A 20,552-nucleotide genomic window follows, 5' to 3' on the forward strand; every position below is an offset into this window, starting at 1 on the left:
TGAGCACCTCGTTGGCCCGTCGAAGCTCCCGGTTCTCCTGCTCAAGCTCTCGCACCCGCTGCGCCTCCGCAGTGCTGATACCGGGCGTGACGCCGTCGTCGATGTCGGCCTGCTTGACCCACATCCGCACGGACTCGACCCCGTATCCGAGCTGCGTCGCGACCCGCTGCACGGTCCCTTGCGTGAAGCCCAGCTCGGCGCGCAGCGCCCTCACCATCCGCACCGCGGCGGCCTTCTCCTCGCTCGAGTAGCGACGCGTCGTCGGCTTCCCCGACGCCAGTTCCTTCGGCATAACTCCATCCTCGTTTCCAAGGTCAGGAGCCTCCAACAATCTCAGGGCGCTTCAGCTACCTCTCCGACATCTCCATGTGCAAACTCATCCAGACCCTCCACGAAAACCCCGAACCACACGATCCGAGCTCTACCTCACCGCCTGACCACCCACCAGGACACAGCCAAAGCCACCCCACAGGACTTGACCTCACGAGGCGAGCCGACGCACGCGGAGTTCTAGGAACCCATTCCCAGGAAGGACACCTGACTCGGCTTGGTCGACTTTCCATCCGAAAGAGCACGAACTCGAACACATGTCGTCCAAGACCGCCCGCAAATTACGGAACTGGGCCTCGGAGTCTGAATCTCGCACGGAGTCAGGCGTCGTCGACAGCGTCTTCAGTCCGCAGTTGCATCACCCGCCTCGCTGCGGTCAAATGGGGTGGGTGAATCCGTTGCCGCGGCTCCACCCACCCCGGTGCCTACCTAGGTTCCAGCGTGATTGTGACTGACCCCTTAGTCCAAGCGATTGTCAGTCGAAACCCTCGCCACTTCATCGGCACCACCTCCTCGATGCTGGTCGCCCCACACCGTCTCTCGGCGCTGGGGCCCAGCACCATCCACTATCGGGCACGCACGCCCCTTGCGCGACCCAATCACAACCCCGGTAACAGCGGATTGACAGCGAGGATTTCAGCGGAGCCTACAAAACGTAATCAGCGGAGTCGCCCCCACACCTGTGGCAGAATGACACTCGAGATATGAGCAGACTCTCTTTACAAGTACTACTAGGTACCTCGTGGACCCCTATGAATCCCATGGGACCTCTCCGGGATCCGCTCAAACCGTGAACGAGTTCCTTACTCAGGTAGGAGATGACCATGTCGCAGGCTTTACCCGCTGAGGCACTCAACAAGCTGCGCCGGTTTGTCGAACGTTCCAAACGCTCGTCGAGCGTCCGGTTTCCAGTCAGCTTCGTCCGATCCCAACTCGACTCCGCAACCCCACCGCTCGCCCGTCTCGTCATATCAGGCGGTGTCCGCCTCAACATGCATCTCTTGCTGGCATTGATGGCGACACGGGACCCGTTCGAAATCTCCGAGCCACCTCCAGCGAGCTACTTCGCCCAGGCCCTTGCCTTGCCGAACCCCGACACTGCCGGCGCCCGACGAGTGACGGATGCTCTGACCTGGCTGCATGATCACGAATACATCGTTCGCACACGGCGCCCCGGCAAGACTGCACACATCCGTCTCCTGCACCACGGATCTGCCAACACCGGCGCCGGCCGTTACGTGGCGGCCCCGCTGGCTCTCTGGAACCAGGGCTGGATCCTGACGCTCCCTGCTCGAGCCGTCGGCATCTACCTCGTACTCAAAGAGGCGACCGGTGGCAACGCGAACAAGGCGGCAACGCTACCCGGAACACGAAAGGCTCAGTATGGCCTTTCACCTGACACTTGGACCCGAGCCACTCATGAGCTGGAGATGGCCGGGCTGCTGACCGTTAAGGAAGTCTTCGCAAAGGCCTCCCCCACGGACGAGTGGGAGCCAAAGCGACGGCGGCTCGAATACAGGCTCACAGATACCGTTCTGGATCTGGGCCCCAGCACCTTAAGCCGGGTCAGCTGAGCACGCGACCAAGACGATTATCGGTCGAGTCTTGGCTCGCGGTCTTGCCGTGGCAGCTCTGGTGCCAGCTGGGCAGGGGTGGACTTCAGAGATGGCCTCGGCTCGGATCCCTTCTCCGCACGGTCACGTAGTGCTGCGGCTCGTGCCGCAGGGCATCAGTCGCGCTTGGCATCTTGGCCGCTCCTGTCGACGGCCCCGCCTGGGTCGGTGGCCGGTGTGTCGTTGGGGTCGGTTCGCGTAAGGGTCGCTGGTTGACGCCTTCAATGAGCATGGCCGGGGCCTAGTCGTCGTGGGTAGGTGGTTCGGTGTTGATGGTGGCGCCGAAGGCGAGCATGCGGCCCCTTTTGGCGGCTGGCGGCGACGTAGGGACAGGCGTTGTCCGGTGAGTAGCTCCCTGAAGCGCCCTGAGCGCCCCAGGTTTGATGCCGTTCCTTTCTGAGTCACAACCAGGAAGGATGGGCTTGTGTCCACGAAGATTGATCCGGAGCTGAAGGCGCGGGCTGTGCGCTTGGTGTCCGACTACCTCGGGGCGTAGTCGTTGACCGCGGCCTCGGCCGCGGTTGCCAAACAGGTGGGTGTCAGGGGCGAGTCCGTGCGTTGCTGGGTGATCCAGTCCCAGGTCGACGAGGGATCCCGTCCCGGGGGGCACCACCGACGAGTCCGCCGAGATCAAGCGGCTCAAGGCCAAGAACAAGCGGATGCGTGAGGCCAACGAAATCTTGAAGGCGGCCTCGATCTTCTTCGCGGGGGAGCCCGACCCCGCAACCACTGATCGTGGGTTTCGTCGACCACATGAGGGCGAAGGGGCATGCCGCCGAGTCGGTCATGGCCGTGCTGCGTGAGCAGGGCGTCCCAGATCGCGGCACACACCCACAGTCACGCCTACTATGTTTGTTTAGTCGTCGTTAAACAAACGGCTAGACAATCTCGCCACCCGGTGGCCCGGGTTCGCCAGGAACAGCGTTCGGAGGTGGTGCGATCCGTGTCGTCACGAGGCTTCCACGACGCTTCGGTCCGGGTCCGGCCGGAGCGGGGTCGAGCAGCCCGGGCGCCAACTATCTGTCTCGGATCGGCTTGGACGATGTGCGACTGGTCGACCTCGCCACCACTCGGTGTTCGGTCAAACGTCGTCCCGCCCTGCGTGCCTGCGACGTTGAGCCGCTGGCCCTGGTCATCGTGCAGCGCGGCCTGGAGACGGTTACCGGCCCACGAGGCGAGCAGGTGAGCCTGAGAGCCGGGGACGCTGTGCTCTGGGATACCGGCCAATCAGCGGATTTCGCGGTGCCCGGTTCGTTGGCCAAGCAGAACATCCTGCTGCCGCGACGGGCTCTGGATTCGCTCAGCGTCGATCCGGCGAAGGCCAACCAATGGGTCGCCCGAGGCCCCTGGTGCACGCGCTCAGTGTGCTCACCACCCTGCTGGCCGAGCAGGCCGCGACGCTCCCGGCCCCGCAGGCGGTATCCGCCCGCAATGCGGTGGTGGAATTGGTTGCGGCGGTCGTCCGCGGGGAGCACGCGCCGCTGCGCAGCACCGATCTGCGTGCCACGATCGACCGGTGGGTCGAGGCGAATCTGCACGCTTCGGTGACCGCCGGGGAGGCTGCGGCGGCGCACGCGATTTCGGAGCGGACGCTGGCCCGGCTCTACCAACGCGACGGCGAGGGCTACGCCCGACACGTGCGCCGGCTTCGGCTGGCGCGCGCCCGCCGGGAATTGTTGGACGGCACCGAGTTGATCTCGGTGATCGCACACCGGTGGGGCTTTGCCGACGCCAGCCACTTCACCCGTCGCTTCGTCGAGGAGTACGGCGTAACCCCGAGCGAAGCCCGCGACCAGAACCGCGAGAGTCCCTGAGCGTCGCGGGCGGGCACCGATCCCGCTAACGTCCCCGGAAGACCGGCGGACGCTTGTTCCGGTACGCCTCGGCGCCCTCGCCGAAGTCCTCGGTGCCGAACAACGCGACCTGTTCCTCGAGTTCGAGGTCCAGCATCTCCAGCGGCGTGGCCCCGGCGTGCGACCACAGCCGCTTCATCGCCGCCACCGCCAACGGCGGCAGCTGCGCGATGCGTTCGGCGTCCGCGCAGGCGGCCTCCAGCGTGGTCCCCGGTTCGACCAGGCGATCGACCAGGCCGAGTTGGTGGGCGTCGGGCGCCGGCAGCACCTCGGGCAGCAGCATCAGTTGCCGCGCCCGGGCGACGCCGACCCGGTGCGCCAGCGTGGCGAAGATGCCCATATCGCCCGCCAGCCCCACCGCGGCGAAGGCGGTGCCGAAGCGGGCGTCCGCGGCGGCGACGACCCGGTCACCGGCCAGTGCCAGCGACAGCCCCGCGCCGAAGGCTGCCCCTTCGACCGCGGCGATGACCGGCTTGGTCCCGGTCCAGATGATCCGGGGAATCCGCTGGGCCGCCTCCGTCCGCGGTCGCGACTCGGACTCCGACATCCGGGTCATCGTGGAGATGTCCCCACCCGAACAGAATGTGCCGCCCGCGCCGGTCAGCACGATCCCGCGGACCGCATCCTCGGCCATCGCCGCCGCCAGCACCTCAGCCAGGGCGAGCCGCAACGGCAGGTCGATGGCGTTGCGCACCCGGGGCCGGTTCAGCGTGACGACGCGGATGCCGTTGCGGTCCTCGTACAGGACGACCTCGTCGGCCATCATGCCCCCTTGAACGACGGCGCCCGCTTGGCGACCACGGCCTGCAGACCCTCCAGGGAGTCGGCCGTGCCGGACAGTTCGGCCACGGTCCGGGCCTCCTCCGACAGCCGGGCCGCCACACTCGAGCCGAGGCCCTCCCACAGCAGCCGCTTGATCCCGGCGATGGCCAGCGGCGGCGCAGCGGCGATCTCGGCGGCCAGCGCATCGACGGTCGGCACCAGGTCGTCCTCGGCCACCACGCGGGTGAGCAGGCCGTGGTCGAGCGCCTCGGCGGCGGTGAGCACCCGGTTGGTGAGCAGCATCTCCTGGGCCAGCCGCAGTCCGACCAGTTGGGCCAGGGTGACCGAGACGCCGGCGTCGGGAGCCATCCCGACCCGCGACACCCCGGACACGTAGCGGGAGCCCTCGGTGCCCACCACGATGTCACCGGAGCAGACCAGCCCCAGGCCGCCACCCCCGGCAGCGAACCCGTGCACGGCCACGATCACCGGCGCGGCGAGCCGGTGCAGCCCGGTCACCACCAGTTGCAGCCACGAGGTCGCCTCGCGCAGGTAATGCGGCAGGTTCTCCCCCTGGGCCAGGAAGTCCTTCACGTTGCCGCCACCGGAGAAGTTCTTTCCCTCGCCGCGCAGAATCACCGCGCGGACATCCGGATGCCGGTGGCAGGCCATGATCGCCTCGTGCAGGTCGCGCAGGAACGGCACGTCCAGGCCGTTGGAGGTGTCGGGCCGATTCATCACCAGCCGCGCCACTCCCGCGGAGATGTCGAGCAGGACGTTCGGGGCCGGGGTGCTCATGGGTTCCTCTTTCGGTTGACGAACTCGTCCATGCCGTCGGTGGCTCCGCCGGACAGGTGCTGCAGGACCGCCTCGCGCTCGGCGGCCAGGCCGTCGGCCAGCGGCCGTTCGGTGGCGCTGCGCAGCAGTCGTTTGGTCGTTGCCAGGGCGACCGGATCCTTCTGGGCGAGCGCGGCAGCCAGGGCGGCGACATCGTCCTCGAAGGTCTCGGCGGGAAAGGCCCGGTACGCCAGGCCCCAGGCGACTGCCTCGGCGGCCGTCAGCCGGTCCCCGGTCAGGATGTGGGCGTACGCCCGCTGCGGACCCACAACCCGCGGCAGCCGTTGGGTCGAACCCCCGCCGGGCACCATCGCGTGGTTGCTGTGGGTGTCGGCGAGTTTGACGCCCTCGTGCACCACCACGATGTCGGCCACCTGGAGCAGTTCGAAGCCGCCGGCCATGGCGTACCCCTCGACGGCGCACACCACCGGCTTGGGCAGCTCGCCGATCAGGTCACAGGCTCGCCGGAAGTTGTCGAACATCGGCTCCATCGCGGTCCGCCCCCGGCGCTGCAGTTCCTGGAGCTGCTTGAAGTCGCCACCGACGGAGAAGTTGCCGCCGCGGCCCCGCAGCACCACCACCCGAACGCCCGGGTCGGCGGCCCCGGTCAGGGCAGCGATCAGCGCCTCCCCCTGCCCGATGGTGAAGGCGTTCATGGCGTCCGGTCGGTTCAGCCAGACGGTGAGAATCCCGTCGGCCAGGGTCGACTCGACCGAACCGTCGCCATGACTGGTCACGGTGCTCACATGTACCGCCCCCCGCCGACCTCGAGGACCGCACCGGTCATGTAGCTGGACAGCCCGGACGCCAGGAAGAGCGCCACATTGGCCACTTCCGCCGGCTCCCCCGCGCGCTGCATCGGGATGTCGGCCTCGCGGGCGGCGAACACCTCCGGTTTCATCGCGTCGGTCATCGGCGTCCGGATCAGGCCCGGTTGAATGGCGTTGACCCGCACGCCCTTGTGGGCGAGTTCCTTGGCGGCCGCCTTGGTCAACCCGACAATGCCCGCCTTGGCCGCGGAGTAGTTGGTCTGGCCCTTGTTGCCCGACTTGCCCGACAGCGAGGACAGGTTGATGATCGACCCCGACCCCTGCTCCCGCATCAGGTCGGCGGCGGCGCGTACGCCCAGCCAGGTGCCACTCAGGTGGACGGTGGTCACCAGTTCGAAGTCGGCCAGGGTGAGGTTGCGCAGCGACGCGTCCCGGGTGATGCCGGCATTGTTGACCCAGGTGTCCAGCCGCCCCCAGCGCTCGCTGACCAGGGCCGCCACCGCCGCCACATCGGATTCTTTGGTGACATCGCAGGCCATCCCGACGATCTCCCCGCCGCCGTCGTCGGCCAGCCGGGCGGCGGCCGCGATCGCCGCGTCCCCGTTGATGTCCACCAGTACGACGTGCGCGCCCTGCTCCGCCAGCACCCGGGCGATCTCGTAGCCGATCCCCTGGGCCGCTCCGGTGACCACGGCCACGTGCCCCTTCTCCAGTAGTTCCATGTCGCTCCTCAGCTCGTGGTGAAACTGGCGGCCAGCCCCTGGCCGCCGCCGATGCACATCGTGACCAGGCCCCGGTGGGCATGGCGGCGCTGCAGTTCGTACAGCAGCGTGGTGACCATCCGGGCCCCGGTCGCGCCGACCGGATGTCCCAGCGAGATCCCGGAACCGTTCACGTTGAGCCGGTCCCAGTCGGCCCAGTCCAGTTCGGCCAGGACGCCGAGCACCTGGGCGGCGAAGGCCTCGTTGAGCTCCACCAGGTCGTAGTCGGCCATCGTGCGCCCGGTCCGCTTCCCCAGCCGGGCGATCGCCGGGACCGGCCCCAGGCCCATCAGTGCCGGGTCGGTGCCCGCGGCGGCCCAGCCCTCGAGGAAGCCGAGCGGCTCCAGCCCCAGCTCGGCCAGCCGGTCCTCGGCGACCACCAGCATCGCCGACGCCGCGTCGTTCTGCTGGCTGGCATTCCCGGCGGTGACCACCCCGTCCTGGACCGGACGCAGTTTCGCCAGACTCGCCACGGTGCTGTCGGGCCGGATCCCCTCGTCGGTCTCCACCAGTACGGTCGACCGGCCCCGGGCGTCCGGGGCCTCGATCGCGACCACCTCGTCGGCGAAGCGTCCCTCGGCCCAGGCCGCGGCGGCGCGCTGGTGACTGCGGGCGGCCAACTCGTCGCACGCTTCCCGGGTGATCCGGTGCTTCTTCGCGACGTTCTCGGCGGTTTCGATCATGCCGCTGATCACCCCGAAGCGCTCCACCGGCTGGGACCGTTCCCGGCCGCGATCCAGCCGGTCGTACATCGTCACCGCGCCGGAGCGGGTGCCCCAGCGGGCCCCGGTGGTGTAGTGCTCGATGTTGCTCATCGATTCGACGCCGCCGGCGACGACCACATCGGCCGCGCCGGTCTGGATCATCATCGACGCGGTGGCGATCGCCTGCAGTCCGGTGCCGCAGCGCCGGTCCAGCTGCATCCCGGGCACCGAGATCGGCAGTCCGGCGGCCAGTCCGGCCCAGCGCCCGATGCAGGGTGCCTCGGAGTTGGCGTACGACTGGCCGAAGATCACGTCCTCGATCACCTCGGGATCGACCCCGGATCGGGCGACGGTCTCCTTGATCACCACGGTGGCCAGGTCGGCGGCGGTCAGGGTCCGCAGCGCGCCGCCGAACTTGCCGACAGGGGTACGCACCGGGGCGACCAGGGCTGCTCTGCGCAATTCGGTCATGGCGATCAGTCCAACCCGCTGCGGGCGACCAGTTGGCCGACGATGACGTTGCGCTGGATCTCGTTGGTGCCCTCACCCACGATCATCAACGGCGCGTCGCGGAAGTAGCGCTCCACGTCGAATTCGGTGGAGTAGCCCATCCCGCCGTGGATCCGGACCGCGTCCAGGGCCGCCTCCATGGCGATCTCGGAGGCGAACAGTTTGGCCATCCCCGCCTCCATGTCGCAGCGTTCCCCCGCGTCGTAGCGGTCGGCGGCGTAGTAGGTCAGCTGCCGGGCCGCGGTCAGCTTGGTGGCCATGTCGGCGAGGTAGTTGCCCACCGACTGGTGCTTCCAGATCGGCTTGCCGAAACTCTCCCGCTCCTGCGCGTACTTCAGCGAGTCCTCCAGCGCGGCCGCCGCGACCCCGAGCGCCCGACAGGCGACCTGGATCCGGCCGGTCTCCAGGCCCTTCATCATCTGCGCGAACCCGTGCCCGGGGGTTGTGCCCAGGATCGCCGAGGCCGGGATCCGGTAGTTGTCGAAGATCAGCTCGCACGACTCGACGCCCTTGTAGCCCAGCTTGGGCAGGTCCCGGGACACCTCGAGGCCCTCCCCCGGGGTCGCCAGCACGATGGACATCCCCTTGTGCCGCGGCTGGGCGTCCGGATCGGTCTTGCACAGCAGGGCGATCAGCCCGGCCCGCCGCGCGTTGGTGATCCAGGTCTTCGACCCGCGGACCACCAGGTCGTCCCCGTCCCGGGTGGCGGTGGTCAGCATCGCCTGCAGGTCGGAACCGCCGCCGGGCTCGGTGAGCGCCATCGTGGCGCGCACCTCACCGGTGGCCAGCTTCGGCAGCCACTGCGCCTTCTGCTCCTCGGTGCCGAACAGCGTGAGCAGCTTGACCACGACGGTGTGCCCGCCCATGGCGCCGGCCAGCGACATCCAGCCGCGGGCCAGTTCCTCGGTGATCCGGGCGTAGCAGCGCATCGAGACCGGGGTGCCGCCGTACGCCTCCGGAACCGCCAGTCCGTAGATGCCGAGCTGCTTCATCTGCTCGATCCACGCCTCCGGGTACTCGTTGGCGTGCTCCTTGGCCTGCACCTCGGGCTTGACCTCGCGGTCGATGAAGCGCCGGACCAGGGCGACGAGCTCCTGCTCCTCTTCCAGCAGGTCGATCATGGTTGTGACTCCTTGTCGCTGTCGGTCACGAGTCCCCACTCGTCGACCAGGTGGGTGACTTCATCGGGGGTGAGTCCCGCCCGGGCCAGCACGTCGGGGGTGTCCTCGCCCAGGACCGGGGCCGGTCCGGCCTGCGGGTAGCTGCCGTCGATGTCCAGGGGGACGCCGGCGGCGAGGTAGGTGCCCAGGCCGACCTGGTCCAGGGCGCGGAACAGCGGGTTCTCGCCGAGCTGTCCGCCGGTCACGTACTGCTCGGTGGTCTGGAATCGCTCAGCCAGCACCGAGGTGTCCGCGAGCTCGGTCAGCACCGCAGCGGTGGGACGGGCGGCGAACCACGGGGCCATCAGGGCGATCAGCCGGGCGCGGTGCCGGAACCGGTTCGCCTCGGTGGTGAAGTCGACGCCCAGGTCGGCGGCGAGGGCGTCGACCGCGTCGGTGGTGCCGGTCACCGCCAGCAGGTCCCGCCAGTGCCGATTGCTCAGCGCAACCACCATCACCCGGCCGTCCGCGGTGGGGAAATCGTGCCCGAAGGTGCCGTAGACGTCGTTGCCGACGCGCTCGCGGCCCCGCCCGGTGAGCTGGACCTCGGCCAGATAGCCCAGCTGGCCCAGCAGGCCGGCCCCCACGTTCTCCAGTGGGATCACGATGTTCGCGCCCGCGCCGGTGGCGTCGCGGCGGCGTACGGCCGAGACGACGGCCAGGGCGGCGTACAGACCACAGGAGATGTCCCACGCGGGCAGCGAGTGACTGACCGGGTCACTGCCGGGCGGTCCGGTGAGGTACGGAATGCCGAGCTTGGCGTTGACGGTGTAGTCGACCGCCGCCGCGCCGTCGTGGCGGCCGGTGATGCGGACCATGATCAGGTCCGGACGCACCGCCGACAGGGCTTCGTAGCTGTGCCAGGGGCGGGCCGAGTTGGTGACGAACACCCCGGTTCGCCGGACCAGTTCGGTGAGCACGTCCTGCCCCCGGGCCGAGCGCAGATCGAGGGTCGCCGACTGCTTGCCACGGTTCAGGCTGGACCAGTAGATGCTGCGGCCCGTGTCGGTGACCGGCCAGCGGTCCCGGTCCGCGGAGCCGCCGAGCGGATCGATCCGCAGCACGTCGGCGCCGAGGCCGGCCAGGGTGGTCCCGCACAGCGGCCCGGCCACGAAGGTGACCAGTTCGACCACCGACAGGCCGGCCAGGAGTCCCGCGGTCGTCATCGGACCACCGCCTGGAACACCCAGTCCAGGACCGGCCGGGCAGCGTCGGTGCCGGCGTTGACCAGGCTGCGGAAGGTGACCAGCTGGCCGCCGCTGGCCGGGTGGTCGGCAACGGCCTCGACGTGCAGCCGGCTGGTGAGCAGGTCGCCTTCGCGGACCGGCCCGGTGTGGTCACAGGATTCCCAGCCCAGCACCGCGAGCAGGCCCGGAACCGCGCGGGTGGCCTGGGCCAGGGCAATCCCGATGGTGTGGCCGCCGTAGACCAGCCGACCCTCGGGGCTGGTGCGTACGTCGTGGTGCGCGGCGGCGATGTTGAGCGTCAACCGTGCCAGTTCGGGGGCCGAGGAGACGACATCGCCGCTGCTGCGATAGACGTCGCCGGCCACCAGCGCCGGGCCGGGCGACCCCAGCGCCGCGAAGTTCCAGTCGGCGGTCGGGTCGCCGGGCGGGGTCTGTTCGGTCACCGCGTGGACGTCGTCGGCGGGTCCGGTGACCGCCCCCGGTTGCTCCCGATACGGGATCATGGGGCAGCGCCGGTAGTCCAGCACCGGGCGGCCCGCCTGGTCGGTGGTGGTGATCCGCAGTACGGCCAGTCCGGTCGCGGGCCGGCCGGGGCGTACGGTGTTCTGCTTCAGTGCCTCCACCTCGGTGCGGGTGGACAGGGTGTCGCCGAGCAACGGGAACCGGTGGAACCGCAGCCCCCGGTAGAACAGGTTCGCGCGGACGTGGTGGGTGGCCAGCGTCGACTGGCCGATGCTCACGTCGCACACGAGCCCCGGATGGGCCAGCGCCCCACCGGCCACCGCGGTCGCGCGGTGGTGGTCCAGGGGCAGGGCCATCCGGTCCCCGAGAATCGCCTGGTGGGTGGCGGCCAGTCCCTCGGTCAGCGTTACTGCCGGTGCCCCGTCGAACACCTGCCCGTGCGCCAGGTCCTCGAAATGGGGCCCGCCGACGTCATACTCGCTCACGCACTGTCTCCTCGTCCTCGCCCGGGGCCGTCGCCGGCACCGGTACCCGTTCATCTGTCGGTCCAACTGCACCACTGCAACCCCCGACGGCGCAGCACCTGCCGCGCGCCCCCACGCCTCACGCCCGACCGACCCCTTTCTGGTCGGGTGCGAGGTCCTGGCGTACGCGGCGGCGCAGGAGCTTGCCGACGCCCGACTTGGGCAGTTGATCGACGAAGACCACCGAGGTGACCTTCTTGATCGAGCCGACCAGGTCCCGGGTGTGTGCGATCAACTCGGCCTCGGTGACCTCGGCGCCGGGGTGCAGCACGACCACGGCGGTGGGGGTCTCGCCCCACTTCGGGTGATGGACGCCGACCACGCACACTTCCCGGACCGCCGGGTGGGAGGCCAGCGCGTTCTCCAGTTCGGCCGGCCAGATGTTGTAGCCGCCGGAGACGATCATGTCCTCCTTGCGATCGGTCACGAAGATGTAGCCCCGCTCGTCGACATAGCCCATGTCCCGGGTGAGCAGACTGCCGTCGGGCAGCAGCCGGGCAGCCGTGGCCGCCTCGTCCTTCCACAGGTAGTTCATCTGGCCGGGGGCGCGGGCGGCGATCTCGCCCACCTCACCGGCGGGCAGCGGGTTGCCCGCGTCGTCGACGACGGTCACCGTGACGTGCGGGGTCGGCCGCCCGCCGGAGCGCAACAATTGCCGCTGCTCGGCAGTGCCGTCGGGGACGTGCTCGTGCGGGAGCAGCATGCTGATGGTGATGGCTTCGCTCTGGGCGTACAGCTGGTAGAGCACGGGACCGAACCGCTGCACCGCGCGCGACAGGGTGTGCTCGGCGATCGGGGCCCCGGCGTAGTTGAAGCAGCGCAGGCTGGACAGATCGCGCTGGTCGATGTCGGGATGGTTCAGCAGGGCGGTGATCATCGTGGGTACGCCGAGGGTGACGGTGGCCCGCTGCTCCTCGATCAGCTGGAGCGCCCGGCCGGCCTCGAACTGGCGCATGATGATGATCTTGGCGCCGACGGTGAAAATGGGCCAGACCCACAGGGCCGCGGCATGGGTCAGCTGGCCGGCCGCAAGGTACCCGTCATTCTCGTCGAGCTGCGGGGTGACCCAGCGATACTCGTCGTCGTTGGCCCGCCACCGCTGGTTGGTGTGGACGATGCCCTTGGGGCGCCCGGTGGTGCCCGCGGAGAACCGGATCACGTGAATGTCGTCGGGCTGCCCGATCCGCATCGGGTCCGCCGCCGACGCTGCCGCCAGGACCTCCTCGTACGCCAGGGTCCCCTCAGGCGCGTCCCCGGCGTAGACCAGGACGTGCTGCAGGCTCGCGACGGTCTTGAGTCGCTCGGCGATCACCGGGTACAGGCCCGCCTCGACGATCAGCACCTTGGCGTCGACCAGGTCGAGCAGGTAGCCATTCACGTCGGCGGTTTCATGGGCATACAGGCCGGCGCGGGCGAACCGGCCCAGGGCCAGCGCCGCGGTCTGCTCACCGGTCAGCAGGGAGTTGTAGCCCAACAGCGCGACCCGGTCGCCGATCTCGACCCCGAGGTCGATCAGCCCGTTGGCCAACCGACTGGCCCGCTCGTACAGCGTGGTGTAGGTCTGCGACCGACCGTCGTCCCAGATGGCGATGTTGTCGCCGAAGCGCTGCGCCGAGTTCCTGATGATCGATCCGAAATCCATGAGGCTCCCTTGCCTGCCGGTCGAATAATTTAATTGAAACTAGATTAAGTGGCTGGGTCGCGGCTGCGCAACCCCATGTTCAGGTTTGACTCAGGCGCCCAGGGCCGCCGATTCGACGCCCACCGCGGCGGGCGGCGCCGCGTCCTCGGCGCACCCGACCATCCGCCGGACGGCCGTCTGGGCCGAGTGGATCAGCGCCTCCAGCGTTCCGCGTGCGGGCCGATACCAGTCGACCGCGGAGTTCAGCGCGCCGATCAGCAGCATCCGGGTCACCCGCACATCGAACTCCGACCGGGGCTCCTCACCCGCCTCGCGCACCAGCTTGTCCCAGAAGTCCAGGTACTCCCGGCCCTTGGGCTCGAGATCCTTCTGGACCTCCGGCGGCGCGTGATTGGCGTTGCGCGCCACCGCGGTGGCAAATGCCGACAGGCGCAGCTGGGTGACCATGTGCACCCGCACCGCCGTGTCCAGGCGCTCGACCGCGGTCGAGTCGAGCGGCAGCTCGTCCACGGCATTGGTCACGTTCTCGATCAGCGCGCGCTGCCCCTGGCGCAGCACCTCGGCGATCAACTGCTCCCGGGATTCGAAGTAGTAGTAGAGCGCGGGCACCTGCACCCCGGCGATCTTGGCGACGTCGGACAGCCGGGTCCCGGCGTACCCCTTCTCGCTCAACACCTGCGCGGCCGCCTCCAGGAGCCGCTCGCGTGAGGCAGCGCCCTTGGCGCTGGGGGTCTTCTTGGCCATGGTCGACATGCTATCCGCCGCCTCCCCGATCACGGCATCACGAATCCGCCGCTGACCGACAGGATCTGCCCGGTCGTTTGCCGGCTGCGCAGCTCCGAGGACAGGAACACCACGGTGTCGGCGATGTCGGTGGCGCTGGTCAATCGGCGCAGCGGCAGGCTCTTTTCGATGGAGGCGACCTGCGCCTCATCGAAGATCTCCGCCCCCGACCACAGACTCTCCGCGCCGATCTCCTCGGCCGATTCGGGCACCACCAGCCCCGGGCACACCACGTTGCAGCGGACGCCGTCGCGACCGAACTCCTTGGCCACCGTCCGCGCCAGCGCGACCTGCGCGGCCTTGGTCGCGCCGTACACCCCTTGGCGCAACTGACCGAACGCGGCATCGCTGGCAATCATCACGATCGAGCCCCGCCCCTGCCGCTGCATGAGCGGCAGCACCGCCTGGGTGCACTCGATGGTGGCGAAGAGGTTCACGTCCACCAGTCGCTGCCACCGGGAGCGATCGGTGTCCTTGAGCAGAAAGTTGGGCACGCTCCACCCGGCGTTGTTCACCAGGGCGTCGACCCCACCCCAGGCATCCTCCATCGCCGCCACGACCGCGACCGCCGCGCCGGGTTCGACCAGGTCGGCGTCGGACAGCAGGATCCGGTCCGTCGGTACGCCGGAGGCGTACAGGTCCTCGGCGGTGCGGTCCAACTGGTCCCGATCGCGATCGGCGATCATCACCCGAGCACCCTCGGCGACGAAGCCGCGGACGATGCCCCGACCGATGTTGGCCGCACCCCCGGTGACCATCACACGCGCACCGCTCAAACCCAGATCCATGTCACATCCCGTCAGTTCCACCGGCCCACTGGCACGTCAATTTTAATCTAGTCTAGATTAAATAGCGTGCGAGCGAAACCTGCCGCGCAGACCGCCGACCCGATGAGGTGCCATGACCACACTGCCACTGCCCGGAACACCACTGCCCGGAAAACCACTGTCCGGAACGACCGTGATCGAGCTGGCCGGACTCGGCCCGGCCCCGTTCGCCGCCATGCTGCTGGCCGAGCTCGGCGCCGACGTGATCCGCGTCGAGCGCCCGGCCGCCAACATCTTCTTCCGCGGCCGGGAGACCGACGATCTCACCAACCGGGGCAAACGCTCCTTCGCGGTCGATCTCAAGCAGCCGGGCGCGGTCGATCTGGTGCTGGAGCTGGTCGAGCGCGCCGACATCCTGATCGAGGGCAATCGTCCAGGGGTGGCCGAGCGGCTGGGCCTGGGTCCCGAGCAGTGCCATGCGCGCAACCCCCGGCTGGTGTACGGCCGGATGACCGGCTGGGGGCAGGACGGCCCATTGAGTCAGAGTGCCGGGCACGACATCAACTACATCGCCCTGACCGGCGCGCTGCACGCCATCGGCACCCCGGCGGACCCGATCCCGCCGCTCAACCTGGTCGGCGACTTCGGCGGCGGATCGCTCTATCTGGTCGTCGGGCTGCTGGCCGCCCTGAACGCCGCGCGTACCGGCGTCGAACGGCAGGTCGTGGACGCCGCGATCGTCGACGGCACTGCCCATCTGCTCACCGCGATCCACGCCTTCCTGGCCGCCGACAGCTGGGTGGAGCGGCGGGGAGAGAACCTGCTCGACGGCGGCCGGCCGTACTACACCACCTATCGCACCAGCGATGGGCGGCACATGGCGGTCGGCTGCCTGGAACCGCAGTTCTACGCCGAGTTCGTTCGGCTGCTCGAGGTGGACCTCGATCCGGCCGACCAGATGAACGCGGACACCTGGCCGGCGGCTCGGGTGGCCATCGCGGCCCGCTTCGCCACCGCGACGATGGCGGAGTGGTCGGCCCGGTTCGACGGTACGGACGCCTGCGTCACCCCGGTGCTGTCGCTGACCGAGGCGGCCGCCTCCCCGCACCTGCGGGCCCGGGGCACCCTGCAGGAATCCCCGCTCCAGGCCGCTCCCGCTCCCCGTTTCGCGGGAGTACGCCCGAGCGTACCCACGCCGCCGCCGGCGCCCGGGGCACACACCCTGGAAATCCTCGCCGAACTGGGCCATGCTCCGGAGCAGTTGGTCCGCGAGGGGGTCGTGTTCACCCCGCAGACCCGCGCCGGCCGCTGACCACCGACCCCTGACCACCGAACCCTGCCCACCGAACCCTGACCACCGAACGCTGACCACCGAGGAGACCACGATGAACGTCAAGAGTTACGCCGAGTCGACCGCCTTCATCATCGGCGGTTCCACCGGGATCGGGCTGGCCACCGCGTACCGGCTGGCCGAGTCGGGCGTACCCCGGATCGCCCTGGCCGGCCGCACCGCAGCCCGGGTCCGGTCGGCGGCCGAAACCCTCAGCACCACCTACGGGATCCCGGCGGAGGGCTTCGCCTTCGACGCCACCGACCTGGCCGCCACCCGGGCCGGGGTCGCGGCGGCCGAGGAGTTTCTCGGCGGGGTCGACATCATGGTGAGCTCGGTGACCGACGCCGCCACCCCCGAGTTGTTGGTCGACCAGCCCGTCGAGGGACTCGAGGGCGATCTCCGGGGGCTGCTGATCCCGCCGGTGACCCTCACCCGGCTCATCCTGCCGGGCATGTACGCCCGCGGCGGCGGCTCGATCGTCCTGGTCGCCTCCGACGCGGCGAAGACGGCCACCCCCGGCGAGACGGTGATCGGCGCGGCGATGGCGGGCATCGTGATGTTCGCCCGCACCGTCGCGATGGAGGCCAAACGGCAGGGGGTGCGGGTCAACGCGGTGACACCCTCGCTGGTGGCCGGCACCCCGACCAGTGAGCGGCTCATCCAGGAGGGCTTCAGCGCGAAACTGTTCGCCGCGGCCACCAAGCAGGCTGCCCTGGGGGTCACGGTTCCCGACGATGTGGCCGCACTGATCGCCTACCTCGCCGGGCCGGACGCCGCCCGGCTGACCGGGCAGGCGATCAGTGTCAACGGCGGCATCTCCGCCGCCTGACCGAGCCGGCCGGGGTTAGCGCGCCGGCACCCACCGCGGGAAGTCCCCGTCGGTCTGGGAGCGGACCCGGCCCTCGTCCTGGAGTACCAGCAGGTGCGCGACGACCTCCATCACCGCCGACATCTGGTGCACGACGTCCAGGTCGTCCAGCTTGCGCTCACGCTTGGTCCAGGGCAGGGCACGCGCCATCTCCAACGCAGTCCGGGAGCCGCCGGCGACCAGGTGTTCGATCTCGGTCAGCCGCTCGGCGTGATGCGCCAGGAGTTCTTCGGTACGCGCGTGCACGCTGCCGCCGATCGGCCCGTGCGCCGGCAGCATCAGCGCATCCGGGTCGGCCCGCGTACGGCGCAGCGAATCCAGGTAGGTGCGCAGCGGATGTTCGTCGGGGACGAGTTCCATCGCCAGCGCCGGGGTGGCATTCGGCAGCACGTGATCCCCGGTGAACAGCATTCCGGCGGCGGGCCAGCGTACGGTCAGATGGCCCTTGGTGTGCCCCGGGGTCTCCTCGATCTGCAGGCTGCCGTCGGCCAGCGGGAGGCGGTCCCCCTCGGCCAGATAGCGGCTCGGCGCATCGAAGGGCACGTCCCGCTCATAGGCCTCGCGATCCTTGGCGTCCACGCGGTCGGCGATCTCGGCCGCGCCGTGCCGGCGCAGTTGCGCACTCTGGCCGCCGTGGATCCCGATCTCGGAGGTGTATCCCTCGATCGTCTCCCGCTCGCCGCGACCGACCACCAGCCCGACCTGCGGGTGGTCCTGCCGCACCCGGGACGCGAGGCTGTAGTGGTCCCAATGGGCATGGGTGATCACGAACGTGTCGATGTCGCCGAGCCGGTGCCCCAGTTCCGCCAGCCCCTGCCCCAGTCGGTCGTACGCCTCCTGCGAGGCCCAGCCCGCATCGATCAGGATCAGCCCGTCGGGACCTTCCAGGACGTACACATTCACCGCGGGCAGGCCGACCAGGGGCAGCGGCAGCGGCATCCGGTACAGGCCCGGGGCCACCGGAAACACCCCTCGTTCGGTCCAGTCCGCCGGCTGTTCGGCAACCGTGTGGGTCATCTTCATGGCCGTCCCCGTCCTCTGTGCATCTTGACGCCTTACTTAATTGAACCTAGATTAAATACTTGTCCGAGGCAAGGAGGCTGCGTGACAAGCCAGCACATCGATCTGATCCGACGCCTGTACCCCGCACTGGCCACCGGCGACCGGGAACAGCTGACCACAATCCTGTCCCCCGACCTGGTCGGCATCACCACCCCCGGGCTGCCGCTGGACCTGGGCGGACGCTACGAGGGTCGCAGCACGATGCTGAAGCAGTTCTACGGCCGGATCGCCCGCCACTTCCGGGCGCAGGCCGACCCCGAGACCTTCACCGAACTCGCCGACGGACGCCTGCTCGTCGAGGGCCGGTACACCGGGCATGCCTTGCACGGCGGAACCGAACTCGACGCCACGTTCTTCCACATCTTCACCTTCGCAGACGGACAAGTCGTTCGCCTGCAGCAACTGACCGACAGCGGACGATGGCGCGACGCCCTCCCCCACACTGATCACCCGGCAACTACTGATCACCCGGCAATTGGAGACGATTCATGAGCGACACCCCCCTCGAGTACGACGCACTGGTCATCGGCGCCGGCGCCGGTGGCCTGTTCACCGCCGCCCGCCTGGTGCAGGCCGGCTACCGCACCCTGGTCACCGAGCGACTCGATCGCGTCGGCGGCCGCGCCTCCACCCACGACATCGACGGCTTCAAGGTGAACAACGGCGCCATCGTGATCGAGATCGGGGGCATCACCGAGCAGACCTTCACCGAGTTGGGCATTCCGTTCCCGGTCCGCGAACCGAAGCCGCCGATCCTCTACCGGATCAAGAACAAGGACGTCGACGTGACCGGCGGCGGCTGGGGCATGCTGATCGGGCAGCTCACCCGCCAGGGCGCCAAGCTGGTCTCCGGGCTGGGCGCGGCGCGCAACGACTCCGGCCTGCCCGAGGACGAGATCTCCACCGCCGACTGGGTGCGCAAGTTCACCAAGAACGAAGCGGTGCACGGCATCTTCCACAACATGTGCGGCTCCATCTTCGCCGTGGGCTCCGAAGACCTGCCGGCCCGGGTCTTCCTCACCTACTTCACTCGCAAGAGTGCCTTCAAGCGGTTCGGCTTCTGCCCCGACGGCACGATCGGGGTGTGGCAGGCCCTGGCCGACTACATCACCGGCAACGGCAGCGATGTCTGGTTGAACACCGAGGTCACCGGACTTCAGGTCACCGAGAACCGGGTCACCTCCGCGACCGTACGCCGCGACGGCACCGACACCCGGGTCAACGTCCGGGTCGCGGTCAGCGATGCCGGCCCGTCGGCCACCGTCGGCCTGCTCGGCGCCGACACGCTGCCCGCGGACTACGTCGCCGAGGTCGCGCGCAAGGACCGGCCCTGCGCCATGATCGCGGTCACCTTCGCCAGCCGGACCCCGTTGATCAAGGCCTCGGGCATGCTGTCCTTCGCCACCACCCAGCGGTTGTGCTACATCGCCAACTTCACCGATCTGTGCCCGGAGATGGCGCCCGAGGGGTGGCATCTGTACGTCGGCACGGCGGTCCCGAAGCCGGCCATCGGCGACTTCGACGAGGCGGCCGAGACCGAACTGCTGATGGCCGACCTGCGCGAGCAGGTCCCCGGCTTCGAGCAGGCCCGCATCCTGTCGACCACCATCACCCGGGACGGGTGGCCACCCCAGCGCGCGGTCGCCGGGTTCGATCTGCCGCACGACACCCCGCTGGACAACCTGTGGAACGTGGGTGACGCGGTCAAGGAGTACGCCAACGGCGGCACCACCGCCTGTGCGGAGACCGCCCAGCTCGTGGTGGAAAAGATCCGCGCGGCCGTGCCGGTTGCGACCGGAGCGGGAGACCCCGCATGAGCGTCATCCGGACCACCGGCCATGACGGCTGGATCCACGTCGAGCTGAGCAGCCCCGCCAACCGGAACGCACTGGGTACGCAGTTCGTCGAGGCTCTGATCGCCACCGCCGAGCACCTGCACCGGGAAATGCCGCGGGCGGTACTGGTGACTGCGGAGGGGCCGACGTTCACCGTCGGCGGTGACCTGAAGCTGTTCGCCGGGCTGTCGGCCGAGGAGCTGCCCGCCACCATGGACTGGATGGTGTCGGGATACCACGGGGCCCTGCTGCGGTGGCTGGAGTTGCCGATGCCGGTGGTGGCGGCGGTGCACGGCGCGGTGGCCGGTGGCGGCCTGGGCCTGTTGGGGGTGGCCGACACCGTGCTCGCCGCCGAGGGGACGGTGTTCGCGTCCGGCTTCGCGGCGCTCGGGCTGTCCGGAGATGGCCTGTGGTCCTGGTTCCTGCCGCGGATGATCGGCCAGCGGCGTACCGTCGAGTTCGTCTTCGAGCAGCGCAACCTCGAGGCCGCCGAGGCCGCCGACTGGGGGTTGGTGACCCGGGTCGTGCCCGGCGCGGACCTGCTCGCCGAGGGCACCCGGGTCGTGCAGCGGTACGCCGCCGGCCCGAGCGGGTCCTTGGCCCGGATGAAGGATCTGCTGGTGGGGCCGACCCGCGAGGCGCTGCGGCAGCAGGCGGCCCGGGAGACCGCGGCGATGCACGACACGGTTCGCTCGCCGGACGCCGTGACCGGCATTCGGGCGTTCGTGGCGAAACAGCAGCCCCGCTTCCAGGGCTCCTGACTGCCGGGGTGGCTCGGGGCGTCCCGGA

Annotated in this window: 20 protein-coding genes; 7 read left to right on the plus strand and 13 right to left on the minus strand. The window is 69.4% G+C overall.

Going from position 1 to position 20,552, the window contains the following annotated elements; translation table 11 throughout:
* Nucleotides 1–292, minus strand: a 292-nt coding sequence (locus tag G531_RS0103300) for a transposase (protein WP_035757194.1), incomplete at its 3' end; no start/stop codon positions are given.
* Between the two features lie 856 nt (nucleotides 293–1,148).
* On the opposite strand from G531_RS0103300, the gene G531_RS25590 reads away from it, so the two are divergent.
* Entirely contained in the window at nucleotides 1,149–1,904 is a 756-nt protein-coding gene (locus G531_RS25590) for a hypothetical protein (protein WP_145978717.1), read from the plus strand.
* Nucleotides 1,905–3,271: 1,367 nt separating this feature from the next.
* The gene (locus G531_RS0103310; protein ID WP_145978718.1) at nucleotides 3,272–3,757 is read left to right on the plus strand and encodes a helix-turn-helix transcriptional regulator; all 486 of its coding nucleotides are present in this window, start codon (nucleotides 3,272–3,274) and stop codon (nucleotides 3,755–3,757) included.
* Nucleotides 3,758–3,782: 25 nt separating this feature from the next.
* On the opposite strand, the gene G531_RS0103315 is transcribed toward G531_RS0103310, so the two are convergent.
* The 11 genes from G531_RS0103315 to G531_RS0103365 all read right to left on the minus strand — a co-directional run bounded on the left by G531_RS0103315 (nucleotide 3,783) and on the right by G531_RS0103365 (nucleotide 14,674).
* On the minus strand, nucleotides 3,783–4,559 hold the full coding sequence (locus G531_RS0103315) for an enoyl-CoA hydratase/isomerase family protein (protein WP_026926160.1): 777 nt from the start codon (nucleotides 4,557–4,559) through the stop codon (nucleotides 3,783–3,785).
* Nucleotides 4,559–5,356, minus strand: coding sequence for an enoyl-CoA hydratase/isomerase family protein (locus G531_RS0103320; RefSeq protein WP_026926161.1), 798 nt, complete (start codon nucleotides 5,354–5,356; stop codon nucleotides 4,559–4,561). Before G531_RS0103320 ends, G531_RS0103315 begins: the two co-directional genes overlap by 1 nt.
* Complete coding sequence (locus G531_RS0103325; protein WP_026926162.1) at nucleotides 5,353–6,141, minus strand: enoyl-CoA hydratase/isomerase family protein; 789 nt, start codon at nucleotides 6,139–6,141, stop codon at nucleotides 5,353–5,355. The genes G531_RS0103320 and G531_RS0103325 overlap by 4 nt, the downstream gene beginning before the upstream one ends.
* Nucleotides 6,138–6,887 (minus strand): 3-oxoacyl-ACP reductase FabG, encoded by a 750-nt coding sequence (gene fabG / locus G531_RS0103330; protein WP_026926163.1) that lies wholly within the window; start codon nucleotides 6,885–6,887, stop codon nucleotides 6,138–6,140. Before fabG ends, G531_RS0103325 begins: the two co-directional genes overlap by 4 nt.
* 8 nt (nucleotides 6,888–6,895) lie before the next feature.
* On the minus strand, nucleotides 6,896–8,101 hold the full coding sequence (locus G531_RS0103335; RefSeq protein WP_217996382.1) for an acetyl-CoA C-acetyltransferase: 1,206 nt from the start codon (nucleotides 8,099–8,101) through the stop codon (nucleotides 6,896–6,898).
* Nucleotides 8,102–8,106: 5 nt separating this feature from the next.
* A complete protein-coding gene (locus tag G531_RS0103340) occupies nucleotides 8,107–9,261 on the minus strand; it encodes an acyl-CoA dehydrogenase family protein (protein ID WP_026926165.1) in 1,155 nt (384 codons plus the stop codon).
* On the minus strand, nucleotides 9,258–10,466 hold the full coding sequence (locus G531_RS0103345) for a CoA transferase (protein WP_026926166.1): 1,209 nt from the start codon (nucleotides 10,464–10,466) through the stop codon (nucleotides 9,258–9,260). Before G531_RS0103345 ends, G531_RS0103340 begins: the two co-directional genes overlap by 4 nt.
* Nucleotides 10,463–11,434, minus strand: a complete 972-nt coding sequence (locus G531_RS0103350) for a MaoC family dehydratase (protein WP_026926167.1) — start codon at nucleotides 11,432–11,434, stop codon at nucleotides 10,463–10,465. Before G531_RS0103350 ends, G531_RS0103345 begins: the two co-directional genes overlap by 4 nt.
* A 118-nt stretch (nucleotides 11,435–11,552) precedes the next feature.
* Entirely contained in the window at nucleotides 11,553–13,115 is a 1,563-nt protein-coding gene (locus tag G531_RS20135) for a class I adenylate-forming enzyme family protein (protein ID WP_051214989.1), read from the minus strand.
* Nucleotides 13,116–13,205: 90 nt separating this feature from the next.
* Nucleotides 13,206–13,859, minus strand: coding sequence for a TetR/AcrR family transcriptional regulator (locus tag G531_RS20140; RefSeq protein WP_162143135.1), 654 nt, complete (start codon nucleotides 13,857–13,859; stop codon nucleotides 13,206–13,208).
* Between the two features lie 29 nt (nucleotides 13,860–13,888).
* On the minus strand, nucleotides 13,889–14,674 hold the full coding sequence (locus G531_RS0103365) for an SDR family NAD(P)-dependent oxidoreductase (RefSeq protein ID WP_217996383.1): 786 nt from the start codon (nucleotides 14,672–14,674) through the stop codon (nucleotides 13,889–13,891).
* A gap of 124 nt (nucleotides 14,675–14,798) precedes the next feature.
* On the opposite strand from G531_RS0103365, the gene G531_RS20145 reads away from it, so the two are divergent.
* Both G531_RS20145 and G531_RS0103375 read left to right on the plus strand, forming a co-directional pair.
* Complete coding sequence (locus G531_RS20145; protein WP_051214991.1) at nucleotides 14,799–15,977, plus strand: CaiB/BaiF CoA transferase family protein; 1,179 nt, start codon at nucleotides 14,799–14,801, stop codon at nucleotides 15,975–15,977.
* A gap of 73 nt (nucleotides 15,978–16,050) precedes the next feature.
* On the plus strand, nucleotides 16,051–16,827 hold the full coding sequence (locus tag G531_RS0103375) for an SDR family NAD(P)-dependent oxidoreductase (protein ID WP_026926169.1): 777 nt from the start codon (nucleotides 16,051–16,053) through the stop codon (nucleotides 16,825–16,827).
* Between the two features lie 15 nt (nucleotides 16,828–16,842).
* Here the strand turns inward: G531_RS0103375 and G531_RS0103380 are convergent, their stop codons facing one another.
* Nucleotides 16,843–17,889 carry an MBL fold metallo-hydrolase gene (locus G531_RS0103380; protein WP_211221759.1) on the minus strand — a complete coding sequence of 349 codons (1,047 nt, stop codon included), beginning with the start codon at nucleotides 17,887–17,889 and terminating at the stop codon, nucleotides 16,843–16,845.
* Nucleotides 17,890–17,970: 81 nt separating this feature from the next.
* On the opposite strand from G531_RS0103380, the gene G531_RS26075 reads away from it, so the two are divergent.
* The 3 genes from G531_RS26075 to G531_RS20150 are packed head-to-tail and all read left to right on the plus strand — an operon-like array spanning nucleotide 17,971 to nucleotide 20,524.
* Nucleotides 17,971–18,420, plus strand: coding sequence for a nuclear transport factor 2 family protein (locus tag G531_RS26075; RefSeq protein ID WP_026926171.1), 450 nt, complete (start codon nucleotides 17,971–17,973; stop codon nucleotides 18,418–18,420).
* Entirely contained in the window at nucleotides 18,417–19,745 is a 1,329-nt protein-coding gene (locus tag G531_RS0103390) for a phytoene desaturase family protein (RefSeq protein WP_026926172.1), read from the plus strand. Before G531_RS26075 ends, G531_RS0103390 begins: the two co-directional genes overlap by 4 nt.
* Nucleotides 19,742–20,524 (plus strand): enoyl-CoA hydratase/isomerase family protein, encoded by a 783-nt coding sequence (locus G531_RS20150; RefSeq protein ID WP_051214992.1) that lies wholly within the window; start codon nucleotides 19,742–19,744, stop codon nucleotides 20,522–20,524. Before G531_RS0103390 ends, G531_RS20150 begins: the two co-directional genes overlap by 4 nt.
* Nucleotides 20,525–20,552 lie beyond the last annotated feature (28 nt).

It is taken from the genome of Granulicoccus phenolivorans DSM 17626 = NBRC 107789 = JCM 15570 (assembly GCF_000423085.1).
GTDB lineage: Bacteria > Actinomycetota > Actinomycetes > Propionibacteriales > Propionibacteriaceae > Granulicoccus > Granulicoccus phenolivorans.